The organism is Immundisolibacter cernigliae (assembly GCF_001697225.1).
GTDB lineage: Bacteria > Pseudomonadota > Gammaproteobacteria > Immundisolibacterales > Immundisolibacteraceae > Immundisolibacter > Immundisolibacter cernigliae.
Genome location: NZ_CP014671.1, coordinates 2,172,775 through 2,190,670, shown reverse-complemented (window position 1 = coordinate 2,190,670; position 17,896 = coordinate 2,172,775). Strand labels below are relative to the sequence as shown.

Here is a 17,896-nt window from a genome sequence, read left to right as displayed (position 1 = left end):
ATGCAATCCAGATATGCCCTTGTCCGCCGCGCGTTCGGCCTGATGTTTCTGACGGCCGCCGCCACCGCGGCGCCGGTACCGGTGCCCAGCGCCCCGCAGCTGGGGGCCCGCAGCTACCTGCTGTACGACTACCACACCGGCCAGATACTGACCGCCAAGGACCCGGAAGTGCCGCAACCGCCGGCCAGCCTGACCAAGATCATGACCGCCTATGTGGCCTTCGATGCGCTCAAGAAAGGCGAGCTCAAGCTGGACGAGGAAATCACCATCAGCGCCGAGGCCTGGCGCACCGGCGGTTCGCGCAGCTTCATCGACCCGGCCAAGCCGGTGCCGGTCGAGGTGCTGGTGCACGGCGTGCTGACGCAGTCCGGCAACGACGCCACGCTGGCGCTGGCCGAGCACATGGCCGGCACCGAGACGGCCTTTGCCGACCTGATGAACGCCCACGCCAAGCGGCTCGGACTCACGCAAACCCATTTCGTGAACTCGCACGGCCTGCCGGCGGACGATCACTACTCCAGCCCGCTCGACATGGCGCACCTGGCGGCGGCCACCATTCGCGATTTCCCCGATTACTACCCCTGGTACGCGCTCAAGTCCTTCACCTGGAACAACATCACCCAGCCGAACCGCAACCGGCTGTTGTTCTGGGACAAGAGCGTCGATGGCCTCAAGACCGGCTACACCGAGGCCGCCGGCTACTGCCTGGTGACCTCCGCCCAGCGCGAGGACATGCGCCTGATCGCGGTCATCATGGGCAGCGCCAGCGACCGCTCGCGCTTCCAGGAAGCGCAGGCGCTGTTTAACTGGGGTTTTCGCTTCTACGAGACCCACCGCCTCTATCCGGCCGGCGAGAAACGCACCGACGCGCCGGTGTTCGGCGGGCAGGAGAGCTCGGTGCCGCTCGGTCTGGCCGAGGATGCCTACATCACCGTGCCGCGCGGCAAGTACGCCGAACTGGCCGCCTCGGTGGAAGTGGCCCCGCGCCTGACCGCACCGGTGGCCAAGGGCTCGGCGCAGGGCACGCTGCGGGTGAAGCTCGGCGACGAGGTTCTGATGGAGCGCCCGCTGGTGGCGCTGGCCGACGTCGGCGAGGGCAACATCTTCAGGCGCGCCATCGACGCCGCCCGCCTGTGGTGGCAGGAGTAAGGCGGTGGCCTCAGCGCTGCCGAACGAGGCCGACATTCCGGTTTATTTCGACGACGCTTTCGTGCCGCTGTCGCAGGCGCGCGTGCATCCGCTGGACCGCGGCTTCATCTACGGCGATGGCGTATACGAGGTAATCCCTGCCTACGGCGGGCATTACCTGCGCCTTGACGCACACATCGCGCGCCTGGAGCGCAGTCTGGCCGAGGCGCGCATCGCCAACCCGTACCCGGCCCAGCGCTGGGCGGAAATCCTGACCGAACTGCTCAGCCGCCACGGCGGCGGCGATGCGTCCATTTACCTGCAGGTCACCCGTGGCGTGGCGCCGCGCGATCATGCCTTTCCGGACTGCCCGCCGACCGTGTTCGCCATGCCGCGCGCACTCAAGCCGGTGCCGACCAATCAGGTCGAGCGGGGCCTGAAAGCCGTCAGCCTGGCCGACATCCGCTGGCAGTGGTGCCAGATCAAGTCGATCTCGCTGCAGGGCGCGGCCATGCTGCGCCAGCAGGCCATCGACGCCGGCGCCGACGAAGCCATCCTGCATCGCGGGCGCTGGGTCACCGAAGGCGCCGCCGCCAACGTGTTCGTCGTCATCGATGGCGCGGTGGTCACGCCGCCGCCCAGCAACTGGCTGCTGCACGGCATCACCCGCGACCTGGTACTGGAACTGGCGGCGCAGGTCGACCTGCGGGTCGACGAGCGGCCGCTGCGCCTGAAGGAACTGCTGGCGGCCGACGAGATCTGGCTGTCGAGCTCCACCAAGGAAGTGCTGGCGGTCACGCAGCTCGACGGCGCGCCGGTCGGCGACGGCCAGCCGGGTCCGGTCTGGCGGCGGGTGTGGGACGCCTACCAGGCCTTCAAGGCCGACCTGCGCGCCCAGTGAGCGCGCTGCGCCTGCGCCGGCTGGGGCGGGTGGATTACGCCGCCTGTCTGGTCGCCATGCAGGACTTCACCGACCGCCGCGAGGCGGACACCTCTGACGAGCTGTGGCTGGTGCAGCACCCGCCGGTGTTCACGCTGGGTTTGGCCGGCAAACCCGAACACGTGCTGGACGCCGGCGACATCCCGGTCGTGCGCTGCGACCGCGGCGGCCAGGTCACCTACCACGGACCGGGGCAAGTCGTGCTGTACACGCTGCTCGATCTGAAACGCGCCGACATTGGCATCAAGGCGCTGGTCACCACGCTGGAGCAGACGGTCATCGATCTTCTTGCCCCACTGGGCCTTGCCGGTGAACGGCGCGCCGGTGCGCCGGGCGTGTACGTGGCGGGCGCCAAGATCGCCGCGCTGGGGCTTCGCATACGCAGGGCTTGTTGCTACCACGGCCTGAGCCTGAACGTGGCCATGGACCTGACCCCCTTCGAGCGCATCAACCCCTGTGGCTACCCCGGGCTCGCGGTCACGGACCTGCGCACCCTGGCGCCGGCCGCTGCGGACCCGCAGCGGATCGGCGAGTGCCTGGCCAGCACTTTGGCCGGGCTACTTGGCCGGCAGCTGTCCGACTGACCGGTGCAGTCGGCCCGCTCAATCAGAATGCCCCGTCCGCCAGGCCGCAGGCCGCCGTCGTCAGCAGCCGCTTGAGCGGACCTGCCCGGTCCACCGCCAGCAGCCCCGCGCCGCGCAGGGCGCGCAGCGGCGACGCACCCGCTGTGAACAGCCGGTGCAAGCCGACGATGGCCTGCACCACCGGCAGATTCTGGCTGCGCCGCGCCCGCTCGTAAGGACGCAGCGTCTGGAGGAGCCCCGGATCGCGCCCGCCGTGCAGGGCGGCGATCACCACTCGCGCCAGCGCCGCCGCGTCGCCGATGCCCAGATTGGCTCCCAGACCGGCCATCGGATGCACCACATGCGCCGCGTCGCCGATCAGCGCCAGCCGCGGCCCGACGTAACGGCTCGCTTCCAGCCCACGCAGCGGGATGACAGCCCGCTCGCCGATGGCGGTGATCTCGCCCAGGCGGTGCTCGAAGGCAAGCCCCAGTTCCTGCATGAACTCGCCCGCCGGCAGTGCCGCCAGGCGCTGCGCCTCGGGCGGCGTGGTGGACCAGACGATCGAGCAGCGGCCATCGGCCAGCGGCAGAAAGGCCAGCGGTCCGGTGGCTAAGAAACGCTGGCGGGCGGTGTCGGCGTGCGGGCGCTCGGTGGCGACATGAGCGACCAGGGCGCATTGCCCAAAATCGTCGGCACTGGCGCCGATCCCGGCCCGCAGGCGCAGCGGCGAGGCCCTGCCGTCGGCGCCAACCAGCAAGCGCGCCGTCAGTTCGCGGCCATCGCCAAGGCGCACGATCGCCCGGTCCGCCCGGACCTCCCAGTCATCCAGCAAGGCAGGGGCGAGCACGCGCGCCGCCGGCAGCTCGGCCAGGCGCGCGTGCAGCGCGGCAACCAGGGCCCGGTTCTCGGTAATCGAGCCCAGCCACGGCTGGCCGATTTCCGCGCTGTCGAAGCGGATGCTGCCAACCGAAGCGGCGTCCCACACCTGGATGCGGCCGAACGGCGCCCGGCAGGCCGCAGGCAAAAGCGGCCAGGCGCCCAGGCGCTCCAGCAGGCCGACGGCCGCGGCGTGGATGGCGCTGACGCGCACGTCGAGCGGCTGTCCCGGCGCCGGCAGCGACGGGGCCGCCTCCCGGTCCAGCACCGTGACCGCGACCCCCGCATCGGCCAGCGCCAGCGCCAGTGTGGTGCCGGTGATGCCGGCGCCCACGATCAGCACCTCGCAGTCGCTCATGGCCAGCTGCCGCGTTGCAGGCGGTTTTGCGCGCCGCCCAGGCCCATGGCGCGCGTCATCAAACGCCGCTTGACTGGGGCCAGCAGGTCCAGTGCCGCCAGGCCCAGACCACGGGCGCCCGCCAGCGGCGGGGCCGGGTTCTCGAACAGCCGCGGCAACCAGCCGGTGACCTGCCGCAACTGCCGCCAGTCAGCCTGGCGCGCACGCTGATACGCCGCCAACAGACTGGCAGCGCCCGGATCAGCCTCGCCCGCCACCGCTGCGGCCAGCAGCCCGGCCACCTCCGCCACGTCGCGCAGCCCGAGGTTGAAGCCCTGCGCGGCGATCGGGTGCAGCGTGTTGGCGGCGTTGCCGATGGCCAGCACCCGCTCGCCGGTCGCCTGCACGAGCCAGCTCTCGGCCAGGCGCACGCTGCGTGGATTCGACAGGCCAAGAAACTTGCCGGCCCGCCAGCCGAAGGCCTCCTGCGCAATCGGCGTCAGATGCTGCGTCGGAAGCGCGGCCAGGTCGTCGGCGCGCTCGTGCGGCAGAGTCCAGACCAGCGTGTAGTCGCCCGCCCCGGCACCGGGCAGCAGCGCCATCGGGCCGCTGGCGGCGAAGCGTTCGTGCGCCGTGCCGGCGTGCGGCCGATCGGTGCTCAGCTGCGCCAGCAGCACGCTGTCCTGAATCTGGCGCGCCCGCCGGGGCAGGCCGGCCAGCCGACACACGGTCGAGTCGCTGCCGTCGGCCGCCACCAGCAGGCGCGTGCTGACCGCGGTGTCCCCATCGGGGCCGGTCAGGGTGACGCCGAGCGCGCCGGCGCGCGGCGCCAGCGCGGTCACCGCCGCCGCGCGGCACATCACCGCAGTTTCGGCGACACGCGCCAGCAGGGCGCGCTGCAGGACCAGATCGCCCACCACCCAACCGAGCGCCGGTGCGCGGACATCCGCCGCCGCCATACGGGTCACGCCCGGCCAGCCTTTTTCGGTGACTTCCAGCCGCGCGATCGGCGCCGCCTGCGGCGCCAGTGCCGACCACACGCCAAGGCCCTGCAGGATGCGCTGGCTGCCCAGACCCAGCGCCAGGGCGCGCCGATCCGGCTGCCCGGGCGCCGGTGGCGGCGCGGCATCGACCAGCCACACGCGCAGCGGCAGCGGCGCCAGCGCACAGGCCAGCGCCGCGCCGGCCGGCCCGGCGCCGGCAATCAGCACATCGCAGTCGGTGCTCACGCGGCGGCCATCAGGGCTTCGATGTCGGCCACCGTCTTGGGCACGCCACCGGTGGTGATCTCGTGCCCGCGGCGGGTGACCAGCACGTTGTCCTCGATGCGGATGCCGATGTTCCACCACTTTTTTGCCACTCCCGGCGTGCCGGCAGCGATGTACAGCCCCGGCTCGACCGTGGTGACCATGCCCGGCTCGAACACCCGCCAGGCGTCGCCGAGCTTGTACTCGCCCACGTCGTGCACGTCCATGCCCAGCCAGTGGCCGGTGCGGTGCATGTACATGGGCCGGTAGGCGCCTTCCTCGATCAGTTGTTTGAGCTCGCCCTTGAGGATGCCCAGGCGCAGCAGGCCGGCGGTCAGCACCTCCACCGCCGCCTCGTGCGGTTCGTTCCAGTGGTTGCCGGGGCGCACCTTGTCGATGGCGGCGTACTGGGCGTCCAGCACGATCTCGTACAGGGCCTTCTGCTCCGGGCTGAAGCGGCCGTTGATGGGGAAGGTGCGCGTGATGTCGGCGGCGTAGCAGTCCAGCTCGCAGCCGGCGTCGATCAGCAGCAGCTCGCCGTCGTTCAGGCGGGCGTTGTTTTCCACGTAATGCAGGATGCAACCGTTGGCGCCGCCGCCGACGATCGGCTCGTAGGCCGGCAGGCGCGCGCCCTCGCGGATGAACTCGTGCCGCAGCTCGGCCTCGATCTGGTACTCCCACATGCCCGGCCGGCACACGCGCATGGCGCGGCAGTGAGCGGCGGCGGAGATGTCGGCCGCGCGGCGCATCACCTTCATCTCGGCCGCGCTCTTGAACAGGCGCAGGTCGTGCAGCAGATGACCCAGGTCCACAAACTCGCTGGGTACGTGCACACCGGCGCGGCTCTTGCTGCGCAGGCTGTTGACCCAGCCGAGCACGCGCTGATCGAACTCGCCGTGCGCGCCCAGGCTGTAGAACACCTTGCCGCGGTTCTCCAGCAGGCCCGGCATGATGTCGTCGAGATCCGCGATCGGGAACGCGTCGTCGGCGCCGAAGTGCTCGCGCGCACCTTCCGGCCCGGCGCGGCGGCCGGTCCAGGTTTCCTTGGCCGGGTCGCGCTCGCGGCAGAACAGGATGTACTCACCCTGCGGCCGGCCCGGGATCAGCACCGCCACCGCCTCGGGCTCGGCAAAGCCGGTCAGGTACTGGAAATCGCTATCCGGGCGAAACGGAAACTCCGTGTCGCGGTTGCGCAGGTGGTGCGGGTTGGTCGGGACGATGGCGATGCCGCCGTCCATCTGCTGCATCAGGGCGCGGCGGCGGGCGGCGAATTCTTTCGGGGACATGGCGTGGCTGGCGGCTGGTTGATGGCGGTGCGGGCGGGTCCGGTGCGCGTGCAGCCAGGCCCTTGCTGGCCGGAGAATATCCGGCACGGCATTTTCCGGCCGGCTTGATAGATCATAGCCGGCCCCTGTCCACGTCGGGCATCCCGGGAGCACAGACCATGGCACAGCAGGACGAGGCGCTGGCGGCACTGGAGGAACGCCTGCAGGCCGCCGTACAGCGGATCGAGGGCTTCGTTCTGGAGTACCGGGCCATGCGCGCCCGGCATCACCAGCTGCTTGCCGAACGCGCCGAACTGATGGACAAGGCCAACACCGCGCGCGGCCGGGTCGAGACCATGATCGCGCGCCTGAAGAACATGGAGCAGCCATGAGCAGGGATACCGGGGGCGTGGCAGTGCGGGTGCTCGAACGCGAGTACGTGATCGCCGCATCCGGCGAACAGCGCGATGCGGTGCTCGCCAGTGCCGATTACCTGAACGAGCGGCTGCGGGAGCTGCGCCGCGGCGGGCGGGTGGTCGGCAACGACCGCCTGCTGGTGCTGGTGGCGCTCAACGTCGTCAACGAACTGCTGCAGGAGCGCAGCACCCGCCTGGACCGGTCGGCCGCCCTGGAACGGCTGAGCGCGCTCGAAGGCCGCCTGACCGCCGCCCTGCGCACACTTGAGCCAACACCCCATTCCGGGTAATGATGGGCCCGGGTTCCACTGCGGTGTTCGTGAGTGGATCAATCATTTTCTTGAACCACAAAGCGCAAGCTTTGGAAGCTGTTCGCCGGCCTGTGTGCAGGACCGCCCTGGTAGCGGGAAGCCTGATGGCCGGCCCCTGCTTCCACCTTGAACCATCAGGTTCAAGAGTGACGAACCGCAACGGCACAAGTGGTGGAACCCCCTGATTTCACGGCCGCTGACGACGACCCGTCAGCGGCCGTTGCCCTGCCCGCCCTGCGCCGCAGCCTGCGCGCCGGGCGCCGGCAGATCGGCCGATCCGCGCGCCGGTTGGCCGCTGCCGCGGTGGCCCGAAAGTTATCGACCCTGCCGGCGTTTCAGCGCGCCTCGCGCGTGGCCGGCTACTGGCCGGCCGATGGCGAGATCGACCCGCTGCCGGCTCTGGCGCGCGCCTTCGTGGCCGGCAAGGCCTGCTACCTGCCGGTGCTTTGCCCGCAGCGGGATGGGCATCTGCATTTCGCGCCCTGGTGGCCCGGGGCGCCGCTGCGCCGCAACCGCTTCGGTATCGCGGAGCCGCTCGTCCCGCGCCGGGAATGGCTGGCGCCGCGCATGCTGGACCTGGTGCTGCTGCCGCTGGTGGGTTTCGACATGGCCGGCAATCGGCTGGGCATGGGCGGTGGCTACTACGACCGCAGCTTCGCCTTTCTGCGCCCGGGCTGTTGGCACCGGCCGCGCCTGGTCGGTGTTGCCTTCGACCGCCAGCGCGTCGAGGGCCTGCCGCGCCGGGCCTGGGACGTGCCGCTGGACGCCGTGATCACCGAGCGCCACCGCCACCTGTTCGGGCTGCTTTGAGGCGCCCGGGCGCTATGCTCTAATGCCGGCCCCGCGAGGCCCCATCACTCATCCGTCAGCCGGGGATCAGTTCATGTCCGACAGCTACCTGTTCACCTCGGAGTCGGTGTCCGAAGGCCATCCCGACAAGATCTGCGACCAGATTTCGGACGCCATCCTGGACGCCTACCTGGCGCAGGACCCGGACGCGCGCGTGGCCTGCGAGAGCCTGACCAAGACCGGGCTGGCCATGGTGGCGGGCGAGATCAAGGTCAAGAAGGACGTCTTCATCGAGACCGAAGACATCATCCGCGGCGTGATCAAGGACATCGGCTATACCAGCTCGGACATGGGCTTCGACTGGGAAACCTGCGCGGTCATCAATGCGCTGGGCAAGCAGTCCTCGGACATCAACCAGGGCGTTGACCGGGCCGACCCGGAAGACATGGGCGCCGGCGACCAGGGCCTGATGTTCGGCTATGCCTGCCGCGAGACCGACGTGCTGATGCCGGCGCCGATCACCTACGCGCACCGCCTGGTGCGCCGCCAGGCCGAGCTGCGCAAGAACGGCACCCTGCCGTGGCTGCGTCCGGACGCCAAGAGCCAGGTCAGCTTCCTGTACGAGGGCGGCCGCCCGGTGCACATCGACACCGTGGTGCTGTCCACCCAGCACGCGCCCGAAATCAGCCAGACCGACCTGCGAGCGGCGGTGGTCGAGCAAATCATCAAGCCGGTGCTGGGCGACTGGCTCAAGGATGACCCGATCATCCACGTCAACCCGACCGGGCGCTTCGTGATCGGCGGGCCAATGGGCGACGCGGGCCTCACCGGGCGCAAGATCATCGTCGACACCTACGGCGGCATGGCCCGCCACGGCGGCGGCGCGTTCTCCGGCAAGGATCCGTCCAAGGTCGACCGTTCGGCCGCCTACGCCGCCCGCTACGTGGCCAAGAACATCGTCGCCGCGGGTCTTGCCGAGCGCTGCGAGGTGCAGGTGTCGTACGCCATCGGCGTGGCCGAGCCGACCTCGATCATGGTCGACACATTCGGCACCGGCCAGGTCAGCAACCTCACCCTGACGCGCCTGGTGCGCGAGCACTTCGACCTGCGCCCGGCCGGCATCCTGCGCATGCTGGACCTGAAGCGGCCGATCTACCGGGCGACGGCGTCGTATGGCCACTTCGGTCGCGACGAGGCGGATTTCACCTGGGAGCGCACCGACCGCGCCGAGGCCCTGCGCGCCGCGGCCAGCTGAGAGTCGGTCAGGCCTCGGCGCTGCCGGCCGGCTGTTCACTGCTGCCGGCGAGGGCGCGCAGCGCCGCCGCCAGTCGCGGATCGGCAGTGGTTTTGGCCACTGTTTCGAGGTGTTCCCGGCTGGCGCTGCTGAGCGGTACCGGCACCGGCGGCGCAGCCGATGCTGCCGCGCCGGTCGGCGCGGCCACGTGCACCTGCACCGCGTCGACCGGGCCGTAGGGCCAGTCGGCCAGCTGCCGGCACAGCTGCGGCGCCATGAAACGCAGGCGCGCCGCCCAGGCGCTGCCGCTGACACCCAGACGCAGACGGCCACGGTCCAGGGCCGCACTGCGCAATGCCGCGGCGAGGTCCGGCGGCAGGCGCTGCCTGAGCTGCGCCAGCAGTCTGGCGTGTTCCTCACTCGCATGCAGCAGCTGCGCAAGCGGTCCGCCGGCAGCCGCCAGCAGCTTGTGAAGGTGTTGCTGGGAACCCATAATGCCTGCCCCCGGTCCGGCCTCCCATGGCTTGGCGACCGCCCGGATTATAGTGTTCCGCGATGATCAGCCTGCACATTCACTGGCTCCGCACCGGCGGCCAGCGCAGCCTCAGTCTGCACGGACCTACCCTGCTGGCGCTCGGCGGCCTGGTGCTGGGCGCCCTGGCCGGCAGTTTTGCGCTGGGTGCGAGCCTGCCGCTGGCCGAAGCGCTGCGCGAACGCAAGGCCGTTCGCCACGAGCTGCGCGCGCAGCGCTCGCAGCTGGACGACACCCTGCTGAGCGCACGCGCCCAGGCCCAGGCCCTCGCCAGCCGACTGGGTGAACTGCAGGGCCGCCTGACGCAGCTGGAGGCGGTCGGACAGCGCGTAAGCGAAGCGGCCCGGCTGGCGCCGGATGCCTTCGATTTCGACGCCCCGCTGACCAGCGGTCCGGCCGGCGAGCCGCCCTTCGCGGTGGTCGATTTCGTGGCCGAGCTGGACGGTTTGTCGCGGCAGATCGATCGCCGCGCAGCGCAATTTTCGGTGCTCGACCGGGTCATCGGCGCCGGCCTCGTCGAGCGCGGCCCGGACCTGCCATCGCCGGTGCCCGGCGCGCAGCTGTCGTCGTACTTCGGCAGCCGCAGCGACCCGTTCAGCGGCCGGCGGGAGTTTCACCCCGGCATCGATTTTCGTGCCCCGCAGGGCGCGCCGATCCAGGCCATGGCGGACGGCGTGGTGGTCGGCAGCGGCTGGGAAAGCGGCTACGGCAACGTGGTCGAGATCGATCACGGCAACGGATTTCGCACCCGGTATGCCCACAATCAGGCCAATCTGGTTACCAAAGGTCAGACAGTGAAACGCAGTCAGGTCATCGCTCGCGTCGGCCGCACCGGCCACGCCACCGGCTCGCATGTGCACCTTGAGGTGCTGCGTGGCGGCAGACTCATGAATCCGGCCGATTACCTCGGCGCGCTGGCGGCCGGCGAGCCGCTGCGCACGGCCACCCGCTGAGGCCGGCCACATGCTCCAGTCCCTTGTGCGGCGCATCGTCGGCAGCCGCAACCAGCGCGAAGTGAAGCGCTATTTCAAGTCCGTCGGGCGCATCAACGCGCTGGCGCCGCAGTTCGAGGCGCTGACCGACGCCCAGCTGCGGCAATGGACCGACACCCTCAAGCAGCGCCACGCCAACGGCGAAACCCTGGACCAGCTGCTGCCGGAAGCCTTCGCCCTGGTGCGCGAGGCGGCTGGCCGGGTGCTGGGCATGCGCCACTTCGATGTACAGCTGGTCGGCGGCATGGTGCTGCACGAGGGCAAGATCGCCGAGATGCGCACCGGCGAGGGCAAGACCCTGGTCGCCACACTGCCGGCCTACCTGAACGCGCTCGCCGGCAAGGGCGTGCACGTGGTGACGGTGAACGACTACCTGGCGCGCCGCGATGGCGGCTGGATGGGCCGGGTCTACGAGTTCCTGGGCCTGAGCACCGGCATCATCGTGTCGAACCTGGACCAGGCGGCGCGTCAGGCCGCCTACGCGGCCGACATCACCTACGGAACCAACAACGAATTCGGTTTCGACTACCTGCGCGACAACATGGCCTTCACGGCTGCCGACCGCGTGCAGCGCAGAAGCTACGGCATCGTCGACGAAGTGGATTCGATCCTCATCGACGAGGCGCGCACGCCGCTGATCATCTCCGGCCCGTCCGAGGGCAGCACCGAGCTGTACGCCAAGGTCAACGTGCTGATCCCGCGCCTGACGCGCCAGACCGAAACCGACGGCCCGGGCGACTACCACGTCGACGAGAAAACCCGTCAGGTGCTGCTGACCGACGCCGGCCACGAGCACGCCGAGGAGCTGCTTGCCCAGGCCGGCCTGCTGGGCGAGGGCGAGAGCCTGTACGACGCGGCCAACATCACCCTGATGCACCACCTGAACGCCTCGCTGCGCGCCCACACGCTGTTCCAGCGCGACGTGCATTACGTGGTCAACAACGGCGAAGTGATCATCGTGGACGAGTTCACCGGTCGGCTGATGCCCGGCCGGCGCTGGTCCGAGGGCCTGCACCAGGCGGTCGAGGCGAAGGAAAAGGTGCCGGTCAAGCAAGAAAACCAGACCCTGGCCACCATCACCTTCCAGAACTACTTCCGCCTCTACGACAAGCTGTCGGGCATGACCGGCACCGCCGACACGGAAGCCTTCGAGCTGCACTCGATCTACGGCCTGGAAGTGGTGGTCATTCCCACGCACCGGCCGATGGTGCGCAAGGATCACGGCGATCAGGTGTTCCTGACGGTGGACGAGAAATACGACGCCGTGCTGGCCGACATCACCGACTGCCACGGCCGCGGCCAGCCGGTGCTGGTCGGCACCGCCTCCATCGAAACCTCCGAGTTGGTGTCCGCGCGGCTGAAGAAGGCCAACATCCCGCACCAGGTGCTCAACGCCAAGTACCACGAGCAGGAAGCGCAGATCATTGCCGCCGCCGGCGAAGTGGGCGCCGTCACCATCGCCACCAACATGGCCGGCCGCGGCACCGACATCGTGCTGGGCGGCAACCTGGAAGCGCGCCTGCACGGCGTCGAGGATCCGGCCGAGCGCGAACGCATCCGCAGCGATTGGCAGGCCCAGCACGACAAGGTGGTCGAACTGGGCGGCCTGCACGTGGCCGGCACCGAGCGCAACGAATCCCGGCGTGTGGACAACCAGCTGCGCGGCCGCTCCGGGCGCCAGGGCGACCCCGGCTCGTCGCGCTTCTATCTGTCCCTGCAGGACGACCTGATGCGCATCTTTGCGTCGGACCGGGTATCCGGCTGGATGCAGAAGCTGGGTCTGGAACCGGGCGAAGCGATCGAGCACCGCTGGGTGACGCGTGCCATCGAGAATGCACAAAAGAAAGTCGAAGGCCGCAACTTCGACATGCGCAAGCAATTGCTCGAATACGACGACATCGCCAACGAACAGCGCAAGCTGATCTACCAGCAGCGCAACGAACTGCTGGAAGCCGACGACGTGTCCGGCACCGTGCTGGCCATGGTGGGCGATGTGGTCGGCGCCACCGTGGACCGCTACCTGCCGCCCGGCAGCGTGGAAGAACAATGGGATCTGGCCGGCCTGAAGGAAGCGCTGCACGACGAACTGGGCAGCGCCTGCGACCCGCTGGAACTGGCCAGCGAACCGGACATGGACGCCACCGCGCTGCGTGCCCGGCTGGTCGAAATCATCGAAGCCGAACTTGCGCAAAAGCAGTCCCGGGTCGAGCCGGCCGTCATGCGCCACTTCGAGAAGGCGGTCATGCTGCAGGTGCTCGACAGCCACTGGAAGGACCATCTGGCGGCCATGGATCACCTGCGTCACAGCATTCACCTGCGCGGCTACGCCCAGAAAAATCCCAAGCAGGAATACAAGCGCGAGGCCTTCACCCTGTTCACGCAGATGCTCGATCGGGTCAAGACCGACGTCGCCACCACCCTGCTGCGCGTGCAGGTGCGCGCCGAAGAAGACGTGGAAGCGGTCGAGCGCCAGCGCCGCCCAGCCGGCGAATACGACTACCAACACGCTCCGGCAGGTGCGCTGGAAGGCGAGGCCCAGGCCGAGGAAGCCGACGTGGCCCTGGCCCAGCGCCCGTCGGCGGCGCCCTTCGTGCGCGGCATGCCCAAGGTGGGCCGCAACGAACCGTGCCCGTGCGGCTCCGGCAAGAAGTTCAAGCAGTGCCACGGCCAGCTTCAGTGAGCGCCGGGGCATAGTCCGAAACGCAGCGTCATGGCCGTAAACCTCGCCGCGCCCGACGCGCTGACCCCCGTGGCCGGCGTGCGCCTGGCGGCCGTTGCCGCTGGCGTACGCAAGCCGGACCGCGACGACGTGGTTCTGCTGGAACTCGCCCCGGCAGCCGGGTGGCGGCGGTATTCACACAAAACGCTTTCTGCGCCGCGCCCGTGACGCTGGCCAGGCAACACCTGGCCGCGGCTGCGCCGCGGTTCCTGCTGATCAACAGCGGCAATGCCAACGCGGGCACCGGCGCCGCGGGCCTGGCTGCCGCGGCTGCCTGCTGTGCCGAACTGGCGCGCCTGGGCGACTGCCCGGCGCAGTCCGTGCTGCCGTTCTCGACCGGCGTGATCGGCGAGCCGTTGCCGGTCAATCGCATCAGCGCCGTGCTACCTGCCGCCCTGGCCGGCCTGCATGCCGACGGCTGGAGCGCCGCCGCCCGCGCCATCATGACCACCGACACCGTGGCCAAGGGACACAGCGTCACCGTCGCCAGCCCGCAGGGGCCGATCACCGTGACCGGCGTCGCCAAGGGCTCGGGGATGATCCATCCGAACATGGCGACCCTGCTGGCCTACGTGGCCACCGACGCCGCCGTGGCGCAGCCGGCATTGCAGGCCTGCCTGGCGGGGGCCGTGGGCGGCAGCTTCAACCGCATCACCGTGGACGGCGACACCTCCACCAACGACGCCTGCGTGCTGATCGCCACCGGTCAGGGCCCGGTCACGGTGGACGATCTGGCAAGTCCAGCCGGACGGGCGCTGCAGGCCGCCGTGGACGAGGTCTGCCGCGTGCTGGCGCAGGCCATCGTGCGCGACGGCGAGGGGGCCACCAAGTTCATCACCGTGCACGTCGAAGGCGGGCGCGACGCCGCCGAGTGCGCGCAGGTCGCCTACGCCATCGCCCGTTCGCCGCTGGTCAAGACGGCCTTTTTCGCCAGCGATCCGAACTGGGGCCGCATCCTGGCCGCCGTCGGTTATGCCGGCCTCGACGCGCTGGCCATCGAGCGCGTGAACGTGTATCTGGGCGATGTGTGCATCGTGCGCGAAGGCGCACGGGCGGCCGACTACACGGAGGCCCACGGCCAGGCCGTGATGTCGCAGGACGAAATCACCGTGCGCGTCGAGCTTGGCCGCGGCGGCGCCCAGACCACCGTCTGGACCTGCGATTTCTCCTACGACTACGTGCGCATCAACGCCGAGTACCGCACCTGACCGCGGGCGCTTCAGTGCGGCAGCCATGAGCCGCGATCTGGTCCACGTCGCCGTCGGCGTGCTGCGCCGCGCGGGCGAAATCCTGCTCACGCGCCGTCTGGCCGGCACCCACCTGGCCGGTTGCTGGGAATTCCCGGGCGGGAAATTCGAGCCCGGCGAAATGCCGGAACAGGCACTCGCCCGCGAACTGCGCGAAGAACTCGGCATCGAGGTCGTGACCACCCAATCGCTGATCCGCCACCGCCACCCCTACCCGACTCGGGACGTGGTGCTGCATACCTATGAGGTCACCGCCTGGCAGGGCGAACCGCTCGGCCTGCAAGGCCAGGCGCTGCGCTGGTTGCCCGCCGAGCGCATCGATCCGGCCGACTTGCCGCCCGCCGACGGACCGCTGCTCAGCGCCGCGCGACTGCCCGACGTCTACGCCATCAGCGGTGATTTCAGCGATCAGGCGGATTGTCTGCGCCGCGTCGAGCGCCTCATCGCCGGCGGCGTGCGCCTGCTGTGCCTGCGCTGCCCGGACCTGGACGCCGGCACCTACCGCGCTCTGGCCGCCGCGGTGCTGGCCCGGGCCCGGCCGGTCGGCATGCAGGTCCTGTTGCACGGTGCGGCGGATTGGCTGACGGAACTTGCCGCGGAACTCGGCGCCGGCCGCCACCTGCCGGCGCGCGCCGTGGCGGCGGTCGGCCAGCGCCCTCTGCCGCCCGGCGCCTGGTGCGCGGCGTCTTGCCACGACGCGACCGAACTCGCCCATGCGGCCCGCATCGGCTGCGACTTTGCCGTGCTGTCGCCGGTTGCCGTCACGGCCAGCCATCCGGACCGGCCGGCGCTCGGCTGGGCGCGTTTCGCCGCGCTGGTCGAAGGCGCCGCCTTGCCGGTCTTCGCGCTGGGCGGCATGCAGCCGCAGCAGGCCCGCGCCGCCCGCGAGCACGGCGGGCAGGGCGTGGCCGTGATGCGCGGCTTGTGGGACCCTGCCGGCGGCTGATCGTCCGTAGTCAGCCGCGCAGACAGCTCCCCGCCGCAGCGGCAACGGCGCATGGATCAGAGCGGCTGGCTCACGCCGACTCGAACCGCGAAACTTGGATTTGCAATCCAAAAGCCATGCGCAAACACACGTTGCGGACCTATACAAAATTCTGCATAGTCACCCCGTGAAAGTGCTGAAGTTCCTGGGCAGCGCCCTTGAGGACCTGCGCGCCTTCCCGGAGCCGGCACGGCGCGAAGCGGGCTACCAACTCGACAAGGTGCAGAACGGGCAGGCCCCTTCCGACTGGAAGCCAATGGCGACGGTTGGGAAGGGTGTGCAGGAAATCAGGATTCGGGATGAGGCCGGCGTATTCCGGGTGATCTACGTCGCCAGGTTCGCCGACGCGGTCTACGTGCTTCACTGCTTTCAGAAGAAAACCCAAAAGACCCGCAAGGCGGATTTGGACATGGCCGCGAAGCGCTATGCCGATCTAGTGAAGGAGCTAGACCAATGAGCAACGAAACATTCGCCAGCGTGTGGGATGCCATCGAGGACACGGCGGCCCAAGCGGAGAACATGAAGCTCCGTTCGGTCCTGATGATGGCGCTTGAACAGCATATCCGCGCCAAGGGTTGGACCCAAACCGAAGCGGCCCGCCGCCTCGGCGTGACGCAGCCGCGCGTGTCCGATCTACTGCGCGGGAAAATCAACCTGTTCGCCCTCGATACGCTCGTCAACATGGTGGCCGCCGCTGGCCTACATGTCGAACTGCGCGTGCTGGAGGCCGCCTGAGGGGGGCGGCACCAAAAGGGAGCGGCCAAGCCATGAGCAACGAGAATTTTGCGCCTCCCGACCTCACCGAACACCTCGATGGGCTGCTGGGAGCTTTCGATCAACAACGAAGACGGGTGAGCGCCCCGCTCGCGTAGAGCGCCTCAGGCTGGCGCCGAGAGGCGGACTCCGCGAAAGGACTCGCTCTGTTGCAGGGCGGCGCTGCGACGGTCGCCAAGATCAACGAGCGCGTCAAGCACCTGCAGCAGCTTGCGGGCCAGAGCAGCCGGCAACGGATGCCGTCGGTCGGCGTGCGCCTGCACCAGAGCCGCAATCCCTGCCGGCAACGAGGTGTCCTTCCAGCCTGCGGGCAGGCGCCCATCGACGATCTGCGCCAGCACTTGGTCGGCGAACGTGTCGGCCGGGTAAGCGGCACCGGAACGTTCGCACAGCGTGACGAATTGGTGCGCGACGTGGGGGTGCCAGCCGGCGGCGCGCACCATGCGGTCAACCAGCGGCATCACCTTGCCAAGGTCATCCCAGAGGCCGTTGGCGAAGCGCGTGGCGCCGGGGGCGTGCTCGACGACCACGAAGAGCAGCGACTTGACCAACCGCGGCAGGTCGAAGCCGCCCATGCGCCAGTCGTTGTATGGCGAACGGCGCAGATCGTCGTTCTCCAGCGTTCGTTCGAGCACGGCCTGCAGCAGGCGCAGGGTGTCATCGTGGACATCAGGCGCATCGAGGACTTCGCCGCAGACCAGCGACACAGTGAACGGCGTGAGCAGTCGCATCGCGATCTCGTCGGGCTGCGCCAGGATCGGCCCCCGCAACCTGTGCAAGATCTCGTCGGCGGGAAGATGCGGCGCAACGCTTGCCACCATTTGACCCAGCTGATCCTCCCACTCGTTCAGGTTTTCATCGCCACGTTCGCAGCGCCGGCTCCGTCCGCCTTCGCAAGATTCCATTAGCCACGGTAGCCGAACGTTCGCGCCGCTCCGCGCTCATGCACCCGAATCCGCGGCGCGATCTTGTCCTTCAGCTCGCGCGTCGCGACGCGCATGTCGTATTCCGTTTGCAGGTTCATCCAGAACCGCGCGTCCATGCCGAAATAGATGCCTAGGCGCAGCGCCGTGTCAGCGGTGATCGGGCGGCGGCCGTTGACCAGTTCGCTGATGCGGCTGGGGGAGACATCGATGTCGGCCGCTAGTTGGCGCGCGGTGACGCCCATCGGCTTCATGAATTCTTCCAACAGGATTTCGCCTGGGTGGATTTCCTCCAGCAATTCCGCCATGTCCTGCTCTCCTAGTGGTAGTCCACGATCTCGACCTGGTGCGCTCCGTCGTCTTGCCAAACGAAGCACAGGCGCCACTGGTCGTTGATCCGGATGCTGTGCTGCCCCTTGCGATCGCCTTTCAGCGCTTCGAGCTGGTTGCCAGGAGGAACCCTCAGGCTGGTCAGCTCGGTAGCGGCGTGCAGTTGCAGCAGCTTGCGTCGCGCTACGCGCTCGATGTTCCTGAATCGCGGCACCGACCGGCTATGGAAAAGCGCTTCGGTGTCGGAACAGGCGAATGCGCGGATCATGCGCAAGCATGTTCCGC

The 17,896-nt window shown here is 69.4% G+C and carries 19 protein-coding genes, 1 other RNA gene and 1 pseudogene; 14 read left to right on the top strand and 7 right to left on the bottom strand.

The window, feature by feature from the left end; translation table 11 throughout:
• The 3 genes from PG2T_RS10420 to lipB are packed head-to-tail and all read left to right on the top strand — an operon-like array spanning position 1 to position 2,652.
• Entirely contained in the window at positions 1-1,149 is a 1,149-nt protein-coding gene (locus PG2T_RS10420) for a D-alanyl-D-alanine carboxypeptidase family protein (protein ID WP_068804970.1), read from the top strand.
• A 4-nt stretch (positions 1,150-1,153) separates the two neighbouring features.
• The gene (locus tag PG2T_RS10415; RefSeq protein ID WP_202816313.1) at positions 1,154-2,029 is read left to right on the top strand and encodes a D-amino acid aminotransferase; all 876 of its coding nucleotides are present in this window, start codon (positions 1,154-1,156) and stop codon (positions 2,027-2,029) included.
• A complete protein-coding gene (gene lipB / locus PG2T_RS10410; RefSeq protein ID WP_068804967.1) occupies positions 2,026-2,652 on the top strand; it encodes a lipoyl(octanoyl) transferase LipB in 627 nt (208 codons plus the stop codon). Before PG2T_RS10415 ends, lipB begins: the two co-directional genes overlap by 4 nt.
• Before the next feature lie 22 nt (positions 2,653-2,674).
• Here lipB and PG2T_RS10405 read toward each other — a convergent pair whose 3' ends face one another.
• The 3 genes from PG2T_RS10405 to pepP are packed head-to-tail and all read right to left on the bottom strand — an operon-like array spanning position 2,675 to position 6,380.
• Positions 2,675-3,868 carry a UbiH/UbiF/VisC/COQ6 family ubiquinone biosynthesis hydroxylase gene (locus tag PG2T_RS10405; protein ID WP_068804964.1) on the bottom strand — a complete coding sequence of 398 codons (1,194 nt, stop codon included), beginning with the start codon at positions 3,866-3,868 and terminating at the stop codon, positions 2,675-2,677.
• Positions 3,865-5,076, bottom strand: a complete 1,212-nt coding sequence (locus PG2T_RS10400) for an FAD-dependent monooxygenase (RefSeq protein ID WP_068804961.1) — start codon at positions 5,074-5,076, stop codon at positions 3,865-3,867. The genes PG2T_RS10405 and PG2T_RS10400 overlap by 4 nt, the downstream gene beginning before the upstream one ends.
• Entirely contained in the window at positions 5,073-6,380 is a 1,308-nt protein-coding gene (gene pepP / locus PG2T_RS10395) for a Xaa-Pro aminopeptidase (RefSeq protein WP_068804957.1), read from the bottom strand. The genes PG2T_RS10400 and pepP overlap by 4 nt, the downstream gene beginning before the upstream one ends.
• Before the next feature lie 158 nt (positions 6,381-6,538).
• On the opposite strand from pepP, the gene PG2T_RS10390 reads away from it, so the two are divergent.
• The 5 genes from PG2T_RS10390 (at position 6,539) to metK (ending at position 9,130) form a co-directional block, all read left to right on the top strand.
• A complete protein-coding gene (locus PG2T_RS10390; RefSeq protein ID WP_068804954.1) occupies positions 6,539-6,751 on the top strand; it encodes a hypothetical protein in 213 nt (70 codons plus the stop codon).
• Positions 6,748-7,065, top strand: coding sequence for a cell division protein ZapA (gene zapA / locus PG2T_RS10385; protein WP_068804952.1), 318 nt, complete (start codon positions 6,748-6,750; stop codon positions 7,063-7,065). The genes PG2T_RS10390 and zapA overlap by 4 nt, the downstream gene beginning before the upstream one ends.
• Before the next feature lie 12 nt (positions 7,066-7,077).
• Positions 7,078-7,265, top strand: a non-coding RNA gene (gene ssrS, locus PG2T_RS10380) — 6S RNA.
• Positions 7,258-7,896: a 5-formyltetrahydrofolate cyclo-ligase gene (locus PG2T_RS10375; RefSeq protein WP_202816312.1), complete on the top strand. Its 639-nt coding sequence runs from the start codon at positions 7,258-7,260 to the stop codon at positions 7,894-7,896. Before ssrS ends, PG2T_RS10375 begins: the two co-directional genes overlap by 8 nt.
• 73 nt (positions 7,897-7,969) lie before the next feature.
• Entirely contained in the window at positions 7,970-9,130 is a 1,161-nt protein-coding gene (gene metK / locus PG2T_RS10370) for a methionine adenosyltransferase (RefSeq protein WP_068804949.1), read from the top strand.
• 7 nt (positions 9,131-9,137) lie between these two features.
• Here metK and PG2T_RS10365 read toward each other — a convergent pair whose 3' ends face one another.
• A complete protein-coding gene (locus tag PG2T_RS10365) occupies positions 9,138-9,602 on the bottom strand; it encodes a DciA family protein (protein WP_068804946.1) in 465 nt (154 codons plus the stop codon).
• Positions 9,603-9,664: 62 nt separating this feature from the next.
• On the opposite strand from PG2T_RS10365, the gene PG2T_RS10360 reads away from it, so the two are divergent.
• The 6 genes and pseudogenes from PG2T_RS10360 to PG2T_RS10335 all read left to right on the top strand — a co-directional run bounded on the left by PG2T_RS10360 (position 9,665) and on the right by PG2T_RS10335 (position 16,319).
• The gene (locus PG2T_RS10360) at positions 9,665-10,594 is read left to right on the top strand and encodes a M23 family metallopeptidase (RefSeq protein WP_083214874.1); all 930 of its coding nucleotides are present in this window, start codon (positions 9,665-9,667) and stop codon (positions 10,592-10,594) included.
• 10 nt (positions 10,595-10,604) lie between these two features.
• Entirely contained in the window at positions 10,605-13,313 is a 2,709-nt protein-coding gene (gene secA / locus PG2T_RS10355; RefSeq protein ID WP_068804942.1) for a preprotein translocase subunit SecA, read from the top strand.
• Between the two features lie 30 nt (positions 13,314-13,343).
• Positions 13,344-14,560 (top strand): annotated as a pseudogene (gene argJ, locus PG2T_RS10350) (bifunctional glutamate N-acetyltransferase/amino-acid acetyltransferase ArgJ).
• 25 nt (positions 14,561-14,585) lie between these two features.
• Positions 14,586-15,545 carry a Nudix family hydrolase gene (locus PG2T_RS10345; RefSeq protein WP_068804939.1) on the top strand — a complete coding sequence of 320 codons (960 nt, stop codon included), beginning with the start codon at positions 14,586-14,588 and terminating at the stop codon, positions 15,543-15,545.
• 166 nt (positions 15,546-15,711) lie between these two features.
• Positions 15,712-16,041, top strand: coding sequence for a type II toxin-antitoxin system RelE/ParE family toxin (locus PG2T_RS10340; protein ID WP_202816310.1), 330 nt, complete (start codon positions 15,712-15,714; stop codon positions 16,039-16,041).
• Complete coding sequence (locus PG2T_RS10335; RefSeq protein WP_068804936.1) at positions 16,038-16,319, top strand: helix-turn-helix domain-containing protein; 282 nt, start codon at positions 16,038-16,040, stop codon at positions 16,317-16,319. Before PG2T_RS10340 ends, PG2T_RS10335 begins: the two co-directional genes overlap by 4 nt.
• Before the next feature lie 143 nt (positions 16,320-16,462).
• On the opposite strand, the gene PG2T_RS10330 is transcribed toward PG2T_RS10335, so the two are convergent.
• Genes PG2T_RS10330 through PG2T_RS10320 form a run of 3 tightly spaced genes read right to left on the bottom strand, consistent with a single transcriptional unit; the run spans position 16,463 to position 17,879 of the window.
• The gene (locus PG2T_RS10330) at positions 16,463-17,263 is read right to left on the bottom strand and encodes a hypothetical protein (protein ID WP_068804933.1); all 801 of its coding nucleotides are present in this window, start codon (positions 17,261-17,263) and stop codon (positions 16,463-16,465) included.
• Positions 17,263-17,649: a HigA family addiction module antitoxin gene (locus PG2T_RS10325; protein ID WP_418268538.1), complete on the bottom strand. Its 387-nt coding sequence runs from the start codon at positions 17,647-17,649 to the stop codon at positions 17,263-17,265. The genes PG2T_RS10330 and PG2T_RS10325 overlap by 1 nt, the downstream gene beginning before the upstream one ends.
• Complete coding sequence (locus tag PG2T_RS10320; protein ID WP_068804927.1) at positions 17,601-17,879, bottom strand: type II toxin-antitoxin system RelE/ParE family toxin; 279 nt, start codon at positions 17,877-17,879, stop codon at positions 17,601-17,603. The genes PG2T_RS10325 and PG2T_RS10320 overlap by 49 nt, the downstream gene beginning before the upstream one ends.
• Positions 17,880-17,896: the final 17 nt, after the last annotated feature.

Coding starts and splice junctions, on each gene's coding strand:
- zapA (WP_068804952.1), top strand. CDS start 6,748: ATGAGCAGGGATACCGGGGGCGTGGCAGTGCGGGTGCTCGAACGCGAG.
- PG2T_RS10320 (WP_068804927.1), bottom strand. CDS start 17,879: ATGATCCGCGCATTCGCCTGTTCCGACACCGAAGCGCTTTTCCATAGC.
- PG2T_RS10345 (WP_068804939.1), top strand. CDS start 14,586: ATGAGCCGCGATCTGGTCCACGTCGCCGTCGGCGTGCTGCGCCGCGCG.
- PG2T_RS10405 (WP_068804964.1), bottom strand. CDS start 3,868: ATGAGCGACTGCGAGGTGCTGATCGTGGGCGCCGGCATCACCGGCACC.
- secA (WP_068804942.1), top strand. CDS start 10,605: ATGCTCCAGTCCCTTGTGCGGCGCATCGTCGGCAGCCGCAACCAGCGC.
- PG2T_RS10390 (WP_068804954.1), top strand. CDS start 6,539: ATGGCACAGCAGGACGAGGCGCTGGCGGCACTGGAGGAACGCCTGCAG.
- pepP (WP_068804957.1), bottom strand. CDS start 6,380: ATGTCCCCGAAAGAATTCGCCGCCCGCCGCCGCGCCCTGATGCAGCAG.
- metK (WP_068804949.1), top strand. CDS start 7,970: ATGTCCGACAGCTACCTGTTCACCTCGGAGTCGGTGTCCGAAGGCCAT.
- PG2T_RS10365 (WP_068804946.1), bottom strand. CDS start 9,602: ATGGGTTCCCAGCAACACCTTCACAAGCTGCTGGCGGCTGCCGGCGGA.
- PG2T_RS10330 (WP_068804933.1), bottom strand. CDS start 17,263: ATGGAATCTTGCGAAGGCGGACGGAGCCGGCGCTGCGAACGTGGCGAT.
- PG2T_RS10360 (WP_083214874.1), top strand. CDS start 9,665: ATGATCAGCCTGCACATTCACTGGCTCCGCACCGGCGGCCAGCGCAGC.
- PG2T_RS10335 (WP_068804936.1), top strand. CDS start 16,038: ATGAGCAACGAAACATTCGCCAGCGTGTGGGATGCCATCGAGGACACG.
- PG2T_RS10420 (WP_068804970.1), top strand. CDS start 1: ATGCAATCCAGATATGCCCTTGTCCGCCGCGCGTTCGGCCTGATGTTT.